The sequence below is a fragment of the Pseudomonas sp. MF08875 genome, assembly GCF_059862525.1.
In genome coordinates this window covers 1-18,863 of sequence record NZ_JCBCUW010000031.1, presented here as the reverse complement: position 1 = coordinate 18,863, position 18,863 = coordinate 1, and the positions used below count along the sequence as shown (strand labels likewise).

15 protein-coding genes and 1 pseudogene are annotated in these 18,863 nt (G+C 57.5%); 7 read left to right on the top strand and 9 right to left on the bottom strand.

All coding sequences use genetic code 11. From position 1 onward, the window contains the following. Nucleotides 1–29 precede the first annotated feature (29 nt). Nucleotides 30–797 (bottom strand): DODA-type extradiol aromatic ring-opening family dioxygenase, encoded by a 768-nt coding sequence (locus AC19YT_RS18160; protein WP_500610759.1) that lies wholly within the window; start codon nucleotides 795–797, stop codon nucleotides 30–32. A 102-nt stretch (nucleotides 798–899) separates the two neighbouring features. Here AC19YT_RS18160 and AC19YT_RS18155 point away from each other — a divergent pair, with 102 nt between their 5' ends. Next, nucleotides 900–1,556 carry a thiopurine S-methyltransferase gene (locus AC19YT_RS18155; protein WP_500610758.1) on the top strand — a complete coding sequence of 219 codons (657 nt, stop codon included), beginning with the start codon at nucleotides 900–902 and terminating at the stop codon, nucleotides 1,554–1,556. 51 nt (nucleotides 1,557–1,607) lie between these two features. Here the strand turns inward: AC19YT_RS18155 and htpX are convergent, their stop codons facing one another. Beyond that, nucleotides 1,608–2,495 (bottom strand): protease HtpX, encoded by an 888-nt coding sequence (htpX, locus tag AC19YT_RS18150; RefSeq protein WP_095107502.1) that lies wholly within the window; start codon nucleotides 2,493–2,495, stop codon nucleotides 1,608–1,610. 315 nt (nucleotides 2,496–2,810) lie between these two features. Further along, nucleotides 2,811–4,022: a pyridoxal phosphate-dependent aminotransferase gene (locus AC19YT_RS18145; RefSeq protein ID WP_095107503.1), complete on the bottom strand. Its 1,212-nt coding sequence runs from the start codon at nucleotides 4,020–4,022 to the stop codon at nucleotides 2,811–2,813. A 212-nt stretch (nucleotides 4,023–4,234) separates the two neighbouring features. Between AC19YT_RS18145 and msrB the strand changes: the two genes are divergently transcribed. The 3 genes from msrB to AC19YT_RS18130 all read left to right on the top strand — a co-directional run bounded on the left by msrB (nucleotide 4,235) and on the right by AC19YT_RS18130 (nucleotide 5,687). Then, the gene (gene msrB / locus AC19YT_RS18140; protein WP_095107504.1) at nucleotides 4,235–4,630 is read left to right on the top strand and encodes a peptide-methionine (R)-S-oxide reductase MsrB; all 396 of its coding nucleotides are present in this window, start codon (nucleotides 4,235–4,237) and stop codon (nucleotides 4,628–4,630) included. 113 nt (nucleotides 4,631–4,743) lie between these two features. Then, nucleotides 4,744–5,229 (top strand): glutathione peroxidase, encoded by a 486-nt coding sequence (locus tag AC19YT_RS18135; RefSeq protein ID WP_095107505.1) that lies wholly within the window; start codon nucleotides 4,744–4,746, stop codon nucleotides 5,227–5,229. Then, a complete protein-coding gene (locus AC19YT_RS18130; protein ID WP_095107506.1) occupies nucleotides 5,226–5,687 on the top strand; it encodes a MarR family winged helix-turn-helix transcriptional regulator in 462 nt (153 codons plus the stop codon). The genes AC19YT_RS18135 and AC19YT_RS18130 overlap by 4 nt, the downstream gene beginning before the upstream one ends. On the opposite strand, the gene AC19YT_RS18125 is transcribed toward AC19YT_RS18130, so the two are convergent. After that, entirely contained in the window at nucleotides 5,671–7,992 is a 2,322-nt protein-coding gene (locus tag AC19YT_RS18125; protein ID WP_095107507.1) for a hybrid sensor histidine kinase/response regulator, read from the bottom strand. The genes AC19YT_RS18130 and AC19YT_RS18125 overlap by 17 nt on opposite strands. A gap of 165 nt (nucleotides 7,993–8,157) precedes the next feature. Here AC19YT_RS18125 and AC19YT_RS18120 point away from each other — a divergent pair, with 165 nt between their 5' ends. Together AC19YT_RS18120 and AC19YT_RS18115 are read left to right on the top strand one after the other, a co-directional pair. Next, entirely contained in the window at nucleotides 8,158–9,048 is an 891-nt protein-coding gene (locus tag AC19YT_RS18120; protein WP_500610757.1) for an ATP-binding protein, read from the top strand. Continuing rightward, the gene (locus tag AC19YT_RS18115; RefSeq protein ID WP_095107509.1) at nucleotides 9,045–9,527 is read left to right on the top strand and encodes a free L-methionine (R)-S-oxide reductase MsrC; all 483 of its coding nucleotides are present in this window, start codon (nucleotides 9,045–9,047) and stop codon (nucleotides 9,525–9,527) included. Before AC19YT_RS18120 ends, AC19YT_RS18115 begins: the two co-directional genes overlap by 4 nt. On the opposite strand, the gene AC19YT_RS18110 is transcribed toward AC19YT_RS18115, so the two are convergent. Both AC19YT_RS18110 and AC19YT_RS18105 read right to left on the bottom strand, forming a co-directional pair. Then, nucleotides 9,528–12,476, bottom strand: coding sequence for an HD domain-containing phosphohydrolase (locus AC19YT_RS18110; RefSeq protein ID WP_500610756.1), 2,949 nt, complete (start codon nucleotides 12,474–12,476; stop codon nucleotides 9,528–9,530). It abuts the gene before it with no gap. A gap of 209 nt (nucleotides 12,477–12,685) precedes the next feature. Continuing rightward, a pseudogene (locus tag AC19YT_RS18105) lies at nucleotides 12,686–14,779 on the bottom strand (ATP-binding protein); the annotation flags it as partial. A gap of 161 nt (nucleotides 14,780–14,940) precedes the next feature. Between AC19YT_RS18105 and AC19YT_RS18100 the strand changes: the two are divergent. Continuing rightward, nucleotides 14,941–15,234 carry a hypothetical protein gene (locus AC19YT_RS18100; RefSeq protein ID WP_500610755.1) on the top strand — a complete coding sequence of 98 codons (294 nt, stop codon included), beginning with the start codon at nucleotides 14,941–14,943 and terminating at the stop codon, nucleotides 15,232–15,234. A gap of 109 nt (nucleotides 15,235–15,343) precedes the next feature. On the opposite strand, the gene AC19YT_RS18095 is transcribed toward AC19YT_RS18100, so the two are convergent. From AC19YT_RS18095 to AC19YT_RS18085, 3 genes are all read right to left on the bottom strand, one after another. Further along, on the bottom strand, nucleotides 15,344–16,135 hold the full coding sequence (locus AC19YT_RS18095; protein ID WP_500610754.1) for a hypothetical protein: 792 nt from the start codon (nucleotides 16,133–16,135) through the stop codon (nucleotides 15,344–15,346). A 297-nt stretch (nucleotides 16,136–16,432) separates the two neighbouring features. Further along, complete coding sequence (locus AC19YT_RS18090; protein ID WP_500610753.1) at nucleotides 16,433–16,816, bottom strand: hypothetical protein; 384 nt, start codon at nucleotides 16,814–16,816, stop codon at nucleotides 16,433–16,435. A gap of 934 nt (nucleotides 16,817–17,750) precedes the next feature. After that, entirely contained in the window at nucleotides 17,751–18,665 is a 915-nt protein-coding gene (locus tag AC19YT_RS18085) for a replication initiation protein (protein WP_500610752.1), read from the bottom strand. Between the last annotated feature and the right edge of the window lie 198 nt (nucleotides 18,666–18,863).

The window sequence follows — 18,863 nt, the reverse complement described above, 5'->3', positions numbered from 1 at the left end:
GCCTGGCGTTTCGTCTGGGCGGCTGCGGCTCAGTCGAACCGGTAGATGTCCATGCCCAGCGCACCAAGGGTGAAGCCCTGGTGGACGATGCCGAAGGTCCCGCCGGCACCTCGGGCGAAGTACAGCGGCAGCAGGTGCTCGTCGCTGGGGTGGTTGCGCGCGGCGTTGGGGGCCTGGCGACGATAGTCGTCGAGGGCGGCGTCATTGCCGGCCTGGAGTTTGTCCACAATCCAGTCGCGAAACTCCCGGGCCCAGGGTGTGATGGTCTCGGGGCCGGCGCGCCAGTCCAGCTCGCCCAGGTTGTGGGTGATGCTGCCAGAACCGATCAACAACACGCCTTGCGCCCTCAGGTCCGCCAGGGCGCGGCCAACGCGGGTTTGCAGAGCCGGGCCCAGATGGCTGGGCAACGACACCTGCACCACCGGTATGTCGGCGCGCGGGTACATCAGCGAAAGCGGCACCCAAGCGCCGTGGTCGAACGGCCGTTGGGCGTCCAATTCCGCCGGCAGGCCGGCGGCGTGCAATAACCCGGCGACTTCGCCAGCCAATTCGGGTTGGCCGGGGGCGGGGTATTGCACGGCGTACAGGGCGGCGGAGAAGCCGCCAAAGTCGTGCCAGGTTTTGGGGTGCGGATGGCTGCTGACCCGCAGGCCCTGGCTTTCCCAGTGGGCGGACACCACTACTATGGCCTTGGGCCGCTCCAGCTCGGCGGCCAATCGGGCCAGGGCCGGGCCGCTGGCGCCGGGTTCAAGTGCCAGCATGGGCGAGCCGTGTGAGATAAACAGGCTGGGAAGCATAAGACGGTCCTGAGCGTTAAGATGACGCCATCTTCAGCCAGATCATTGATCTAAATCTAATATAAGTTTTAGCGCTTTTTGATCGATTTATCAGAGGTGTTTATGCAGCCAGAGTTTTGGCACAAGCGCTGGGAGCGCGACCAGATTGGTTTCCACTTACCTGAAGTGAACCCTTACTTGCCGCAATTCTGGCCTGGTTTGGGGTTGGCTCCGGGCAGCCAGGTGCTGGTGCCGTTGTGCGGAAAAAGCCTGGATATGGGCTGGCTTGCGGGGCAGGGGTATCGGGTGCTGGGGGTGGAGCTGTCGGCCAAGGCAGTGGAGGACTTTTTCGCGGAACAACAGGTGGAACCACAGCTCTGCCAGCGTGGTGCTTTCCGTGTCTATCAGGCCGGAACGTTGGAGGTGTGGTGTGGGGATTTTTTCGCCTTGAGTGCCGAGGATGTTGCTGAGTGTGCGGCTTTTTATGATCGGGCTGCGCTGATCGCGTTGCCTGAGCCGATGCGCGAGCAGTATGCCCAGCACCTGGAACGCATCCTCAAGGACGGCTGTAAAGGGTTACTAATTACCCTCGATTACGATCAGTCGCAGATGAACGGGCCGCCGTTTGCGGTCACTGACCCAGAGGTCCAGCAGCTGTTCGGGGCAGATTGGCAACTGCGGATCGGGTACGAGAAAGACATCCTGGGTGAGAGTTGGAAGTTCCTCAAGGGTGGCGTCACGCGCTTGGATGAGCGGGTTTATCAGTTGAGCAAACGCTGAGCCACGGGCAAACAAAAAGGGGTGACACAGTCACCCCTTTTTGTTTGGTTGTTAGCCGCGGCGACGCAGAGCGTCGATACGCTCTTCCAGCGGTGGGTGGCTCATGAACATGCGAGCCAGGCCTTGCTTGACACCACCATTGATGCCGAAGGCATTCAGGGTGTCAGGCATGTGCACGGGCAAACCCTGTTCCGAGCGCAGGCGTTGCAGCGCACCGATCATCGCGTTGGTGCCGGCCAGCCGGGCGCCGGCTTCGTCGGCGCGGAACTCGCGTTTGCGCGAGAACCACATGACGATGGAGCTGGCCAGAAAGCCCAGTACCAGTTCGGCGAAGATGGTCGCTACGTAGTAGGCGATGCCCTGGCCTTCTTCGTTCTTGAAGATCACCTTGTCGACGAAGTTGCCGATGATCCGCGCAAAGAACATCACGAAGGTGTTCACCACGCCTTGCACCAGTGCCAGGGTGACCATGTCACCGTTGGCGACGTGGCCGATTTCATGGGCCAGCACGGCTTTGACTTCATCCGGGGAAAAGCGCTCCAGCAGGCCCTGGCTTACGGCGACCAGTGCGTCGTTCTTGTTCCAGCCTGTAGCGAAGGCGTTGGCCTCGTAGGCCGGAAAGATCCCGACTTCGGGCATCTTGATGCCGGCTTCGCGGGACAGTTGCTCTACAGTCTGCAACAACCATTGTTCATGGCGAGTGCGCGGCTGGCTGATGATCTGGGTGCTGGTACTCATCTTCGCCATCCACTTGGAGATGAACAGCGAAAACAGGGAGCCGGCAAAACCGAAGACCGCACAGAAGATCAGCAGCTGATTGAGGTTCAGGTCAACCCCGTTGGCCGCCATGAACCCGTTGAAGCCGAAAAGGCTCAGGGTGATGCTGGCAATCAGCACGACCGCCAGGTTAGTGGCCAAAAACAGCAGAATGCGCATCATGGTTGTAGAACTCTCCTCATGCTAAAGACGTAGCGTACTGCGGGGTATATAAGGTGCTGCACCGGGCTATTCAACCGGGTGACTATTTCAAACTGTGTCTTACAGTGGATTTTTAGCCGCCTGTAGGGTATTTCCCGCGAGATGCACCGGTTGGTCTGATCTTTTTTTCTCCGCGAAGGTCCTGCTGCCGTTGGGTATGCGGGTTCTCAGGTCTCTAAAATGGAAGCCTGGGATGGCATGAGGCGAGCAATGGCAAAGATGTGTTGCTGAATGGCTCGCTGTACGACTTTGCTTAAGCCGTACAGCGCAACGAACTTACTGGCGGTAGGACTTGAGGAAGTTGCCGATCCGACCAATCGCCTGCTCCAGGTCGTCGACCCGTGGCAGGGTCACGACACGGAAGTGATCGGGCCATGGCCAGTTGAAGGCCGTGCCCTGAACTACCAGGAGTTTTTCCGAGAGCAGCAGGTCGAGGACGAACTTCTCATCGTTAAGGATCGGACAGACTTTCGGGTCGATCCGTGGGAAGGCGTAGAGCGCGCCCATCGGTTTGACGCAGCTGACGCCGGGGATATCGTTGAGCAGTTCCCAGGTACGGTTGCGCTGTTCCAGCAGGCGCCCAGCGGGCAGTACCAGGTCGTTGATGCTCTGGTAGCCGCCCAGGGCGGTCTGGATCGCATGTTGGCTTGGCACGTTGGCACATAGGCGCATGTTGGCCAGCATGTCGATGCCCTCTATGTAGCTTTGGGCGTTGTGCTTGGGGCCGGAAATCGCCACCCAGCCGGAGCGGAAGCCGGCAACCCGATAGGATTTTGAGAGACCGTTGAAGGTCAGGCACAGCAGGTCTGGCGCCAGGGAGGCGGTGCAAATGTGCACGGCGTCGTCATAGAGAATCTTGTCGTAGATCTCATCGGAAAACACCACCAGGTTGTGCTGGCGGGCCAATTCCAGCATGCCCAGCAGCACTTCCTTGGAGTACACGGCGCCGGTGGGGTTGTTCGGGTTGATGATGACCAGGGCCTTGGTGTTCGGCGTGATCTTGGCCTTGATGTCAGCCAGGTCCGGCCACCAGTTGGCCTGCTCGTCGCACAGGTAGTGCACCGGGTTGCCGCCGGCCAGGGTGACGGCAGCGGTCCAGAGCGGGTAGTCGGGGGCCGGGACGAGGACTTCGTCGCCATTGTTGAGCAAGGCCTGCATGGCCATCACGATCAGCTCGGACACCCCGTTGCCCAGATAGATGTCCTCGATGCCGACGCCTTCCACGTGCATTTGCTGGTAGTACTGCATCACGGCCTTGCGGGCACTGAACAGGCCCTTGGAGTCGCTGTAGCCCTGGGCTGTGGGCAGGTTGCGGATGACGTCCTGAAGGATTTCATCGGGTGCTTCGAAACCAAAAGGCGCCGGGTTGCCGATGTTCAGCTTGAGGATGCGATGGCCTTCCTCTTCCAGGCGTTTGGCGTGCTTGAGCACTGGGCCGCGAATGTCATAGCAGACGTTGGCGAGCTTGTTCGATTTGCTGACCTGCATGGCGATGTGTTCCCGAAAATGAACGATCCAGGCGCAGCGCGGTGCTTGCGGGCTGGGAATCCTGCGTGCTCACACAGGCCTGTGGCCGGCGTAGCGGCTTGAATGCACGTGACACGGCTGCCAGACTGGCGTCTGACGAGGCGCAATCATACGTGCCGCCTGATCCGTGGAAAAGATACAGATCAGGCTTTTTGAGCCACAGAGGTAAGACGATGACAAAGCTTGAGAAAACCCTTGAAGAATGGCGTGCCATGCTCGACCCCGAGCAGTACAACGTATGCCGCCTGAAGGGCACTGAGCGGCCGTTTTCGGGCAAGTACAACGACTCCAAGGTTGATGGCGTGTATCACTGCATTTGCTGCAATGAACCGCTGTTCGATTCCCAGGCCAAATTCGATTCTGGCTGCGGTTGGCCCAGTTTCTACGAGCCGATAGGCGAAAACGCCATGACCGAGATCCGCGACGTCAGCCACGGCATGATTCGCACCGAAGTGGTGTGCAGCCACTGTGATGCGCACCTGGGGCATGTGTTTCCCGACGGTCCGGCGCCCACCGGTTTACGTTATTGCATCAACTCGGTGTGCCTGGACCTGGTGCCGCGCGTCTGACACAGCCCTGAGTGAAAGCAGCCCTTCGCGGGCTGTTTTTTGAGCAATTCAATTGTATGCAATTGAATTGCTCGTTATGGTTGTCGTTCTTTCCGCTACGGAGCGCCTGAACCATGACCGACAAACTGCTGCAAATCCCTTGCACCACCCTCAACGGCGAGCAAAAGACCCTGGCGGACTTCGCCGGGAAAGCCGTGTTGGTGGTCAACACCGCGAGCAAGTGCGGTTTCACCCCGCAGTACAAGGGCCTCGAAGAGCTCTGGCAGACCTACAAGGACCAAGGCCTGGTGGTGCTGGGCTTTCCCTGCAACCAGTTCGGCAAGCAGGAACCGGGGGATGAAGGCGCTATCTCGCAATTCTGCGAACTCAATTTCGGCGTCACTTTCCCGTTGTTCAAGAAGATTGAAGTCAACGGCGCCGGGGCCCATCCGCTGTTCGTGCAATTAAAGAAGCGCGCACCGGGGTTGTTGGGCTCCCAGGGCATCAAGTGGAATTTCACCAAGTTTCTGATCGGTAAGGACGGGCAACGGGTCAAGCGCTTCGCGCCGACCACCAAGCCCCAGGAGTTGGCCGGCGAGATAGAAGCCTTGCTCAAATGAAGGACCTGTCAGCCAATTCGCTCCAACTCGACAGTCAGTTGTGCTTCAAGTTGTACGCCGCATCGCGGGCGGTGATCCGTGGCTACAAGCCCATGCTCGACCGCTTGGGCCTGACTTACCCGCAATACCTGGTGATGCTGGTGCTGTGGGAGTGGCATGACGCACCGCCCGAGCAGCCCACGGTTAAGGCCCTGGGCGAGCGCCTGAGCCTGGATTCCGGGACGCTGACGCCGTTGCTCAAGCGTCTGGAGCAGATGGCGTTGGTGCAGCGCCAGCGTTCGGCGCGGGATGAGCGGGAAGTGCATTTGAGTCTGGCCGCACCAGGGCTGGCGTTGCGCGATGCGGTGGCACCGCTCAAGGCACGGCTGTTGTGCGATAGCGGCGTGGATCTGGATGGCTTGGGGGCCTTGCGCGAAGGCCTGGATCAGTTGCTGGGTCAGCTCAAGGCTTTGTCATGAGTGGCACCCAGCGGTCGAGCAGGGCCGCCAGTTCTTCGCGGCGAAACGGCTTGGCCAGGTAATCGTCCATGCCGGCCGCACGGCAACGCTCGCGCTCCTCGGGCATGGCGTTGGCTGTGAGAGCAACGATGGGCAGGTCGGGCCAGCGCCCGCTCTGGCGAATCTGCCGGCTCGCCTCGTAGCCATCCATCACCGGCATGTTGCAGTCCATCAGCACCAACTCGAAGGAGCCTTGCTCCAGCAGGCCAAGGGCTTCGCCGCCATGGGCCGCGACGCTGACCTCGCAGCCGAGCTTACCCAGCATGCCCTTGGCCACCAGTTGATTGACCGGGTTGTCCTCCACCAGAAGGATGCGCCCGCGGCCTTGCAGGGCCGGCGTGGCGAGCTGGGCATCGTCAATAACGTGGGTTTCGACTTGCAGAGTGCGGCGCAAGGTCTGGTACAGCGCCGTGCGAGCCAAAGGCCGCGCCTGCTGTTGCAGTGGCGCCAGGGCGCTGGCTTCTTCGCTCGGCAGGAAATTGCCATAGGCGGTGACCAGCAGGATCGGCGCCGCGAGGCCCGGACGCAGGCCGAACAGGCACTGCGGGCAATCGCTGATGAGCAAGTCGGGGTCGAGGTTGGCCAATGAATCGTCGAGGTTGCGCCGATGGTAGTCCAGGCCCCAACCGGGCAGCAGGCTGTTCAGCAACTCGGCCAGGCCACTGTCGGCCGTGGTCAGAGCGACGATGCAACCGCGCAAGGGTTGGGGCGTGACGGCAGGTGTATGGCAAGGCAAGGGCAACTCGGCACAGAACTGGCTGCCAAAACCCGCTTCGGAGCTGATTATCAGCCGGCCCTGCATGGCTTCGCAGAGGTTATAGGTCAGCGCCAGGCCCAAACCGGTGCCGCCGAACTGGCGGGTAATGCCGGCGCCGGCCTGGGTGAAAGGCTGGAAGATCTTCACCTGGGCGTCCTGGGCAATGCCGATGCCGGTGTCGCAGACCTCGATCCTGACCCCGTCCGCCACCTGTTTGAGGCGCACGTCGACACGGCCGAAGCGGGTGAACTTGAGGGCGTTGGACAGCAGGTTGCTGACGATTTGGCGCACCCGCGTCGGGTCGCCCAGCACCAGGGCGGGGAATTGCGGGTCGATCAGGCAGGTCAGTTCAACGCTGGGCGCCGCATTCTGCGAGAGCAGGTTGGCGGTGTCTTCGATCAGGGCGCCGAGGTCGAAGGGGATGCGTTCGAGCTCCAATTGGCCGGCGTCGAATTTCGACAGGTCGAGAATGTCATTGAGCAACTCCACCAGCACTTTGCCGGAGTCGTGGGCGATTGCCAGTTGCTGGCGTTGCTCGGCGTTGAGCGGGCTGTCCAGGGACAGGGCGATCATGCCCAGCAGGCCATTGAGCGGTGTGCGGATTTCATGGCTCATGTTGGCCAGGAACGCTGACCGCGCCTCGGCCATTTCCAGCGCCGTGGTGCGGGCGTGCTGTAGTTCTTCATTGGATTGGCTCAGGCGGCTGTTGATCGCCTTGAGCTCCATGGTGCGAGCCGAAACGATGTTTTCCAGTTGCCCCAGGTAATCGGTGAGGCGATTTTCGGCGTTGCGCCGCTGGCGGATTTCGGTGGCCATGTTCTCGAACTGCTGGTTGGCCACCTTGACCAGAACGCCGATCTCATCATGTTCATGGCCGGCGGGGAACTCCAGCCTGGCCTGCTGGCTGTTGCGCGGGTCGCTGCGGCTCAGTTCACGTATCACCCGCACCAGTGGCTTGGTCAGCATCACGTAGAACAACGCCAGCAGAATGCCCGTGAGGATCAGGCTGCGGGCGAAACCATTGAGCAGGGTGACTTCGGCCCGGCGCAAAAAACGGCTGCCAAAGGCGTAAGTGTCGATGTCCAAGCGCAGGGTGCCGAGGGCTTCGCCCGGCATATGGTCGAGGTAGAGGCGGTCCTCGAACTGGCGCTGGGCGCCGAATAGAAAGTCGCTGATGACCCGGTAGCCGCTTTGCTGGCCGGGGCGGCGCACGCTGGCCAGGACGCTGTCGTTGTTGTCGATCAACTGGGCGCCGATCACGGCGGGCGAGCGCAACAGGCCCAAGGTCAGCTCCTGGGCGAGTTCGGCGTCAATGTTGTAGGCGATGCGCGAGGCGGGGTTGTGGCTGATTTCCAGGAGCGCGTGTATTTCACGGTTGATGGAGGCATCTTCACTGGCATAATCGATGCCAATTTGCAGCAGGCTGAGCAGGGTTCCCAGCAAGAAACCGACCAGTACAGTGAGCCTGGCCTGTTTGTAGGACAGGCGATTGGTGAACTTGATATCCATCGGATGCTGAGCCATGTCCCGTTTCCCTTCGCTGGGCAAGCATAGCCGATGATCGCTGTTTTTCGGCGCAGTTCGTTTATGTGTTTATCCCGTTACGGCCCGCAGTGGCCGGGCGTGGGGCCTGGCTTTACAACAAATCGTCCAAACAAGCCTTGAGGAGAAGTCGTGGATTCTCGATTGAATGCGTTTCTTGAACGTGCCGACGCCGTGCTGGCGCGCCTGGAGCCCTTGCTGCCGGCGCCGCGCCACGCCATCGACTGGACGACGTGCCTGGCGGCGCGCTGGCAGCGCGATGGCCGCACGGGCTACCTGATGCCGCTGGAGGTCAGCCTGGATATGCGCCTGAGCGACCTGATCGGGGTCGATAAGCAATGTGAGCAACTGGGCCGCAACACCGAGCAGTTCCTCGACGGCATGCCCGCCAACCACGCCTTGCTGTGGGGCGCGCGGGGCACGGGCAAATCATCCCTGGTGCGGGCGCTGCTGGCTGAGCATGCCAAGCGCGGTTTGCGCCTGATCGAAATCGAGCGCGATCACCTGGCCGACCTGCCGCGTGTGGTCGAGCAACTGCAAAAATTGCCCCAGCGCTTCGTGTTGTTTTGCGATGACCTGTCGTTCGAGACCGGGGAGGGGGACTACCGGGTGCTCAAGAGCGTGCTCGACGGCTCCCTGGAACAGGCGCCGGACAATGTCTTGTTGTACGCCACGTCCAACCGTCGGCACTTGGTGCCGGAGAAGGAAAGCGACAACGAGAACTGGAAAATGGTCGACGGTGAACTGCACCCCAACGAAGCGGTGGAAGACAAGATCGCGCTGTCGGACCGCTTCGGTTTGTGGCTGTCGTTCTATCCCTTCACTCAGGAGCACTTTCTTAACGTGGTCGAACACTGGGTCGGCGAGCTCGCAGCCAAGGCCGGGCTGGCCTGGCAGCGTGATGAGGAGCTGGACATCCTTGCGGTACGCTGGGCCACCGGGCGCGGCAACCGCAACGGGCGTTGCGCCTACCAGTTCGCCCGTTATTGGGTGGGCCTCAAGTTGCTGGAGCAAAAGCCATGATCGATTTGCAGCAAAACGTGGCGGGCCTAGAGGGCTACAGCTTGCTCCTGGCGCAACTGGAGTCGTTGCTGGCCGATGAGCGTGATTTCATCGCCAATGCGGCGCAGTTCTCGGCGTTTCTGTTCAACCAACTCGATGATCTAAACTGGGCGGGTTTCTACCTCAATAAGCATGAGGAACTGGTGCTCGGCCCGTTCCAGGGGCAGATCGCTTGTGTGCGTATCCCGTTCGGGCGTGGTGTGTGCGGCGCGGCTGCGGCCACGTTGCAGACCCAGCGGGTGGATGACGTACATGCCTTCGCCGGGCATATCGCCTGTGACAGCGCATCCAACAGTGAGTTGGTGGTGCCGCTGGTCAAGGACGGGCGCCTGATTGGCGTGCTGGATCTGGACAGCCCCTTGCTGGCCCGCTTTACCGAGCAGGATCAGGCCGGGATCGAGGCGTTGGCGCAGGTGTTCCTGCGCTTGAGTGACTGTTAGTCAGGCTTTGAGGCCAGCCTTGCTGAGCAAGCTGTCGGGTTCGACGAGGTCGATCTGCTGCGGCGCGAGGAACTGCTCGGCGTATTGGCGATAGATGCCCGCCTCGATGAACAGGCCGAATAGTTGCGGGTCGATGTGGGCATCACGGCACATGCCGGCCATGATGCCCAGCGCCTCACTGAGGGTCTTGGCCTTCTTATACGGGCGATCGGCGGCGGTGAGGGCTTCAAAGATATCGGCAATCGCCATCATGCGCGCCGGCAGGCTCATGTCTGCGCGCTTGAGCTGCTTGGGGTAACCGGTGCCGTCCATTTTTTCATGATGGCCACCGGCGATCTCGGTGACATTGCCCAGGTGGCTGGGAAACGGCAGGTGGCTGAGCATCAGGATCGTCTGCACCATGTGGTGGTTGATGACGTAGCGTTCCTCGCGGGTCAAGGTGCCCCGGTTGATGCTCAGGTTGTACAGCTCGCCACGGTTGTACTTGTAGGCCGGCACCTCGAGCTTGAAACCCCAGGGGTTGTCGGCCGGAATCAGTTCGCTTGGTGCGCGCTCGAACAGGTGCTCGGGCTTGTCCGCCAACAGGGGCTCGGTGGCCGGCAGGCTGGCGGCGGGCGTACGCGCCTGGCGCGCATTCTCTTCCCAGGAAACCCCGAGGCGATCATCCAGGGTGCGGGTCCAGGTGCGGGCGGCGATGGTGCGCAAGCGTTGCAAATCCTCATCGCTCATGGATTCGCCGCCCAGGTTGCAGCGGGCGACAAAGGCAAAGTCATCATCCAGGCTGGCCAGGCTGGCATCGCGTAGCGCCGCCAGTGGCTGCTCGTCGCCGCCCAAGGCCCGGGCCTGCCAGAAACTGACCCAGGCATCGCACTTGAGCACCTCGAAGCGGGTGCGGATTTCATGAATGCGGTCGCACAGGGTCTCCAGTTTGGTCGCCTTGTCGACCACGTATTCTGGCGTGGTGACCTTGCCGCAATCATGCAGCCAGGCCGCGATGTGCAGGGCTTCCCACTCGTCCTCGCTGGGGCGGTAGGCGCGAAACGCCGGTTGTTGGCTCTCGGCAGCCGCGCGGGCGAGCATTAGGGTCAGGGCTGGTACGCGCTGGCAATGGCCTCCGGTGTATGGGCTCTTGGCGTCGATGGCGCCGGCCAATAGCTGGATAAAGGCGTCCAGAAGCTGTTTTTGCTTGGCTTGCAGCCGTTGGCTCTCGATGCACACTGCCGCCGCGCCGGAAACAGCCTGGATAAAGGCGATGCGGTCAGGGCGCAGTTTTTCCAGGTCGGCCTCGCTGCCGCTGTCGGCGAGCAACAACACCAATACCCCGACCATTTCGTTATGCCGGTTGCGCAAGCGGATGGCAATCAAGTGCGCTCGAGGGCATTGCATGGCCAGCAGCACGCTTTGCAGGTCTTGCGCTGCTTCAAAGCCCAGGGATGCAACGGCGCTGTCTTGACGATTGAGTTGCTGCAACCAGTGCGGGGCAGTTTCGTCCTGTGGGGTCTGGACCTTGATCTGGAAGCGGGGCAGGTCCTGGGCGATGTCGTCGATGACCAGCCCGAGGGGTTCAAGGCGACCATCGTCGCTGTCGCGCAGGTAGATCAGGCCCGCTTGGGCCTGGCTGATTTTTACCGTCTCGAACAGCACCCGTTGCAGCAGCGGTTCGAAACGCGTCTCGGCCGACAGGCTGGCGGTGATTTCAAAGAAGCTCGCCAGGGTCTCCTTCATCCGAGCCATGGAAAGGCTCAACTGATCGACTTCCAGTACCGGCGAACGGCGTGTCACCGGGTAGTTGAAATCGAAACTGCGGATGGCGTCCGCTTCATCCACCAGGTCGCGCAAGGGGCGTACCAGAATGCGCGAGGTCAGCCAGCCCAGGGGCAAGCACAGGAGCAGGGTGGTCAAGGTGATGAGCGCGCCCTGCCAGCGCAGGCGATAGGCATCGGCCAGCAACTCGTCTTCAGGCACCAGCAGCGCCAGTTGCAGGCCTTGGGGGCCGCCCTCGTGCATGCTGCTGCGGGCGACCACCCACTGGCGCCGGTCGAGGGTCAAGCGGTTGCCGCCGGGGTTGTCCATGAGCAGGGCTTTGAGTGCGGGATGCAGGTCCCGGGCTTTGATAAGGCGCGCGGTCTGGCTCTCGATAATCAACTTGCTGCTGTCGGGGTAGGCCACCGCGTTGCCATCGGCATCGAACAGGGCGATTTGGGTGCTGGGGGTGACAACGTGCTTGGCCAGGGTCGCGGACAGTTGGTTCAGGGTCAGGTCCGCGCCCATCACCGCCTCGCTGCCGCTGCGTCGGGCCAGGGTGGTGCCGACATTGCGCGTGGAGAAAAACAGGTAGGGTGCGGTGGTGATCTGGTCGTCATCGCTGCGGGCACTGATAAACCATTCGCGGGCCCGCGGGTCGTAGTTCTCCCGTGGGTTGTCGCGTTGTTCCAGCAGGTTCAGCGAACGGTCGAAGAGCAGCGTCTGCGAGTGGGTGGTGCCAGTGTCGGGGCTGCGCTCGATGCTCCAGACCTGGTACGCGGCGTTGTCCGGTACCTTGAAGCGCTCTTTCAACGCCTGGGTGGCCAGCGGCCGGACCATGAAAAAGTCGCCATCGGGATAGCCCACGTACAGCGATGCCAGGTTGGTGTTGTCGCGCAGGGCCTGGCTGAAGGGTTTGAGCAACGCCAGGCGCTGCGTCAGATCTGGTGCCTGGGCTTGGGGGTACTGGGCCAGCAGGCTGAGCAGGTGGCGGATGGGCTCGTAGGTTGACTGCAAGTCCAGGCGCACGTCCTGTTCGATGCGATCGAACAGTTTCTGGCTGCTGGAAAGGATGATCTGGGTGGTTTGTCGATAGTTGAAAATGCCCAGCACCGTGCCGGTCAGCAATAGCAGCAGGGTAAACATCACGCTGATGTGCACGTGCAGCGGGAACCGGCGTTTGTCCGGGCGCAGTGGGCTGGGCATCAAGTCTCTCCGAGTGGTCGTACACACTGCTTAGCGTTCAAGCATAGTTAAGGCCGGAGCAACCTGCCTTGGAGAGTTGGACCTGTGCCAGGGCACGCAGGCTGCTTTGGCAGTCTGTGTGTCACTGGGTGGGATGATGGCTTTTTGATTTGTTTTTGTCGAGGCAAGACTGGCCAAGTGCCCGGGGCGCGATGGCCCCGGGTTAAGTGTCAGTTCCCCGGGTTGGATTGCAGATATCGTTGCAGGGTTTGCTCCAGCTCCAACATGGCCTGCTCGATCGCGCTACGGCAGGCCTCGACCTCTTCGTGGCTGGCCTGTGCATCGCACGCCTGTTCCAAGGCTTCGCAATGCTGGGTCAGCATCAAGGCCTGGACCATACGCGCGGCGCCTTTGATGCGGTGGGCAATATCGATCAGGGCTTGCTGGTCGCCGTCATGGGGCAAGGCGAGCAGGGCCTGGCGATCTTGCTGGGTGCTGCTCAGCAGTTCGACGAGCAGGCGCTGGATCATTTTCGGCTCGCCCCCCGTCAGCAAATGCAGACTATCGAGGTTGAAGGCGTTGCGGGCCGCCAGCGGCTTGAGCCCTGCCAGGCGTTGGTGGAGGGCGGTCAGACTGATGGGCTTGAACAAGCAGTCATCCATCCCGGCCGTGGCGCAGCGCTGTTTTTCCTCTTGTTGGGCGTTGGCGGTGAACCCCAGGATCGTACAAGCTGGCCGTTGTGTGAGCTGTTCGTGCTGGCGGATGGCGCGGGTCAGGTCATAGCCATTCATCACCGGCATGTTGCAGTCGGCGATCACCAGGTCGAAATGCCCGTCTTCCCAAACCTTCAGGCCAGCGCCACCGTGGTGGGCGGTGGTGAAGCGATGCCCCAGGAAGCCCAGTTGCTGGCACATCAGCAGGCGATTGGCGGGGTGGTCGTCCACCACCAGGATGTTCAGGGGCGTGCCGGCGGTGGTGATCTCGGGCTGTTGTTCATCGGCGTCGAGCCGGGGTGCCAGGCTGGTCAAGTGCAACGTCACGCAGACTTGAGTGCCTGTCCCCGGTTGGCTGGTGAGGGTCAGTTGCCCGCCCATCATTTCGCACAGGCTGCGGCTGATGACCAGCCCCAGCCCTGCGCCGGCCCGGGCCATGTGGCTGGGGCCGTCGGCCTGGGCAAAGGGTTCGAAGAGACGAGCCTGGTCGCTTTCGCTGATGCCGATTCCGGTGTCCTCCACCCGCAACTGCATGCAGATCTGTTGGGGCGCGGTGCCAGCGTGCACTTGCACGCGGATATTGATCTGGCCACGTTCGGTGAACTTGATGGCGTTGCTCACCAGGTTGGTGAGTATCTGCTTGAAGCGCAGTGGATCGATCAACACATCGGCCTGTTCGACACTCGATTGGAAGTCCAACCCTAGGCTCAGGCTTTTCTGCCGCGCTAAGCCGTCGAATACCCGAATCACCGACTCGACGGTGTCGCGCAGGCTGACGCGCTCCGGCGTCAGGCTCAGGCGACCGGACTCGATGCGGGCGATATCGAGAATGTCGCCGATCAGCTCCAGCAGATCCTTGGCCGAGTCGTAGGCCACTTCGATGGCTGTGCGGTCGAGATGGCCCTGGTCGGCGCGTTTCAAGGTCAGTTCGAGCATGCCGATCACCGCATTCATGGGGGTGCGGATCTCATGGCTCATGGTCGCCAGGAAGGTGCTTTTGGCGCGGTTGGCGTCATCGGCCTGCTCCTTGGCGGCGCGTAGTTCATCGAAGAGTTGGCGCCGTTCACTGATGTCGATCCAGCCGCCGATGATGCCCTGGACCTCTCCCGTGGAGTCGCGATAGGGCAGGATCCAGTGATAGATCGTCAACTGGCGATCACCGATGTACAGCGCGCGATCGAGAATCATCGGCGTGCCTTCGGCGATGACCCGCTGATAGTCGGCTTCGAACTCCCGGGCCTCGAACTCGTTGCTCAAGGCGCCCTGCATCACGGTTTTGCCGATGACCTCGTCGCGGGAGGTGGAAAAGGCCTCCAGGTAACTGTCGTTGCAGCTTTGCAGCACGCCGTCGCGGTCACGCACGTAGAGGGCGTGGGGCGTGCCGTTGACCAGCGTGCGCATGAACTCGAGCTGGTCGTTCAGCGCCCGTTCGGCCTGTTGCCGCTGCTTGATCTGGCGCCGCATGTAGGCGTTCCAGGCCAGGGAAAGCAGGAGCAACAGGCCCGCGCCCAGGACGATCTGGTAGATCAGGCGAGAGTAGTTGCGCCAGTAGCTGTCCGGGTCGGCGGTGTAGCCGCGCCAGCGGCTGTTGATGATGCCCAGTTCGCAGGGTCTACCTTTTTCTAATAATAATGATCGAGGTCGCCAAAGGTGCGGGGACTTGTACCCGTGGCTTTGGGGGCCGATTTCGTTGTTGAAGGCGAATAGTTTTTAAGTGATGATGGCAATTTGATTTTATGCAAATTTAAATATTTCAAACAGGGAGCGAAGTGATGAATGCTATTGGTGTCTGTCCTTATTGCAAAGAAAAGAGGGGTTTTAGGGAGTGGACATTTGGGGAGAATGTAGGCTCTGTATTTAGTGTGGGGGCTTCGTTCTTAACTGGTGGGCTATTTGGAAAGTCAAAAATTGCAGCCGATTTTGCTAAAGATGCTGTAGTCGGTGGTAAATGGTCAAATTTCATTTGTCTGTCGTGTGAAGGTAAGGTTCACACTTGTGGGGGCTGTGGTTCATTTGAGCCATATCAAGATTTTGGTGCTACTTGCTCAAGGTGTGGGTACAAGTAGGTTTTTGTGCAGGGTCATACTATTTGTTGTGTGATAGATAGCAGGTATATTTCTGCCACAGATGGTGGCAGAAATATACGTTATTGATAGAATAGCGTGGGCTAAATATTTACGGCCTGAAGGTCCAATTATTATTGTTTGTTTTGACAATGATCTCAACCACATCGCATCGTCTGCTTTGAATATTATACTTATATGTGATGGTTTTGCCGAACGGTAATTTAAATGCCTTATTGGGGTTTCCCACGCTTTCTGAGCATTGATTTCGATTAACTGTAACGCCATTAATTACTAGGTCGTCTGAAGTGCTGACGATGTTTACTGTTCTATAGGGGGTCTTGATGGTGCCGTATTGGAATAATTCCTCGCTAACAGATATTTTAAATGGAGAGTCTGTATTGGGATTTGTTGCATTGTTGTCAGTGTATCCCAGCTGGTTTTTCTGAGAGGGGGCCGTTATCCCAATACCTGCGGTCAGCAGTGTTTGGCTTGCTCGAATTGTCTGGGGTTTACAGGTGTACCTTTCGACCTCTTTCCCTAAGCTATTCATGGTGCTGAAATAAGCATTCAGCTTTCCTTTATTATCTTCATAACCCACAGCGACAGCACCTTCAATGTCATCGTCAGTTCCCCTAAGCACGAAGAGCTTCTTAGTCTCACTGCTATTGTCAAGATATTGCTGTGCTCCACCGGACGGAATATCTAGCTTAATCACGCTTCCGCCTTCGTCCGGATCATCGTTCGGCCCCAGAAACGCTACGTAAGCAGTATCTTTACTGTGACTGAGTGTCATTACATCGCCGCTTTCTAAGGTGCATGTAATGTCATACGCATCTTCAGCATAAGAATGAGATGATGCGAGCAGAGATATACAGAATATAGTCACAGCTGTATTTTTCATTAAGTATTTACCTTGTGTGAGAGCATAATTTGCGTTGCGTGTGTGTAATATATGTATCGGCAGTAGATAGTTAAACTTTAGGCAATCAATTGTATACGACCGATCGCTGGTGTCCTTGTAGAAGTCGCTGTGCAGTCAACGGCCTACAATGCTTTGGAGGTATATCCTCAGACCTGTGTCTGTTTAGAGTATTCGAAAGAATAAGCGGGGTGTTCTACTCTGGGGGAGTAGGTATATGTCCGCAAAGCCAAAAACCAGCTTCACGGGTATAAGTATGTAAAGCGGATTATACATATTTCATATTTGTATATCAAACTTTTCGATGATGGATTGCTTGTATTCATCTGCTTCAATGTCTATTTTTATTTTCGCCTCTCTCCACTGCTCTTCGTAGAAGTCTTGCCATCGTGCTACTAATGAATGAACAATCATGTCGAGGTTTTGTTGTTTGACACTGTTCCCGCTTCTTGCAAACTCCTTGATTAGAACATCATTGGATATTGATTTGCAGCCTGAAAATGCTGCGATTAGCTTTTTAGCGAGGTTTGAGGTCATTCGGATATCATGAAGCTCATCCATTTCTACTATCTTTACGAACATGATTAAAAATTTTTGACGCTCACGTCTTTTAAATCCACCAACCATGCCGCCTATTTTTCCTGCATATTCCATCCTGTTCATATATTAGAACTCCTATGTTGTTATAATACCAATACCATAGCGTTTTTATATGTCAATGCTTCAAGGTCATATCTCCAAAGCTTTAACTGTTTCGGGTTTTGCTTCCGGGATATATATTGTAGGAAATTGGCTAGTTTCGGTTTTTTAAAATTTTAACGTGACCAATACCCCATGTTTTTTTGTGAAGTAAATCTGGGGGCGATTTTTAACTTTCCGGGGTTGATTTTTTGATGTGCTTTGTTGCAGAACCCAACTAAGTAATTTAGTTATAGTCGAACCCTATTTACTCATTAACCTCCGACCTTATATTTATTTTCGTTTTGCTATTGACAAGGATTTTTGCTGTAAGTACGCCATAATTCAATGGTTGGAAAAATTAAATATCTAAAAAATCCGATAAAAAAGTTAAATTTTCATGATGGTTTTTTCAAGAAAATCATTTTTGTAAAAAGTCGATTTTTGGTTACTGCCCCAAATCGCTTTCGGGATATTTACGCTCACCAGCCGAGTGAATGGTATTCACCGTTTTCGATGAATTTGGAAAAGTGTGAATTTTTCATCAGGAAAGAAATTTGATATGTATGTATACATACATATAGGTTGGAGGATATATCTCCAAAGCATGGTAAGTGATGGGTTGAGTGGTTAACGCTGTTTGGGACTGTTTTTGATATAGGCTTTTTACACTAACCATAATGCTGCGAGGTGTAACGTAATTAGTCATTTTAGGCGTGCGGGGTGGCTTCGTGGTGTCTTTGTATCAATCGAGTATATACAGGCCGATTTTGACCATTTTCGTGCGTTCTATGGCTATCGGTGGGGCGGTGTATGTATATGTGGGTGGATATGGGGAGGGAAGGGGGGATGGGGTGGAAAGAAGAAACACCCGGTGGCGTGCTATTATCTGATATAGGCTTTTGCACTAATTATAATGCTAGGGTTGCTTTCTCCAATAAAATACAGTTCTACGGCTTACATTTAACTCCTTCATGACTTCCTTAATGGTTGCTCCTGCTTCAAGTAAGATAATACCTCGTTCTCTCTTGGTCTTGCCCTTCTGTTTACCCCTGAAAGCCTGTATCTCGCTTGTATGGGTTCTTGCGACATAATCGTCAAAGGTGCCCCGGTTAAAGTTTCTATGCGTCCACTTTGCCACGCTTTTGGCCGTGTGCTTTACTTCGGAAATGTCCAGCGGCGTAGTAAAATTAACGTTGTAGCCGGTGGCACGGTCTAGGCAAGCGTTTAGCCATTGTTCATAGGTCGGCCAACCCTGACGAATCGCCTTGTATGCCCACGCTCTTAATTGGTCAAAAAGCATACAGTTACGACCCAAGCCATAATCCTCTATGGGCTTTTCTTTGGCCTTTTCAGGGGTTAGGTCGATGTAGTCGGCCAAGTCGTCCAAGGTGTATGGATCGGCCTGCCATTGGGTCACTATCCAGTGGGGATTTATGGGGTTCTTACAGATCAGGCCGCTGTAGCCTCTGTCTGCTCCTAGACGGTTACGCAATCCTGCCTCAACGGCTGCAGCGTAGCGTAAAGGGGCGGTTTTGCCGTCCATAGCTGTTCGGACAGGGGTTTGTAGCAGGTAGAGTAAATGAGCGTGCCCATTGGCCGGATTGCGAGCTATTAGGTTCGGAGCTGGTGCCCCCACGTTATCCCAGTGCATACCGGCGTCAGATCTATCCAAGTCAAAAACCATCCAATATCTATGCGTAGGGCCGTTAGGTTGCACAAGCCTTGCAAGTTTTGCTTTTTCTTTTTTGTTTATTTTTAAGCCGCTGAATAAATCGTCAGTGTGATAAGGTCTCTTTGGTAAGTAGTCCTCAAATAGTTTTACGCATCCCATCGTTATCCTCTTCTAATTGTTTATTTAGAAAAAGAAAACCTCGGGAGATGACTTGACAATAATTTTTATAATGGGCGGCCGCAAAAACTGAGTGCAACACCTGACCTTTCCGGTACGGTGCTGCCACTATGTCCTATCACGAACTCAGTATCCCCGAACGTGCGACCCTTCAACTCGGCCTTGCCCAAGGTTTCAGCC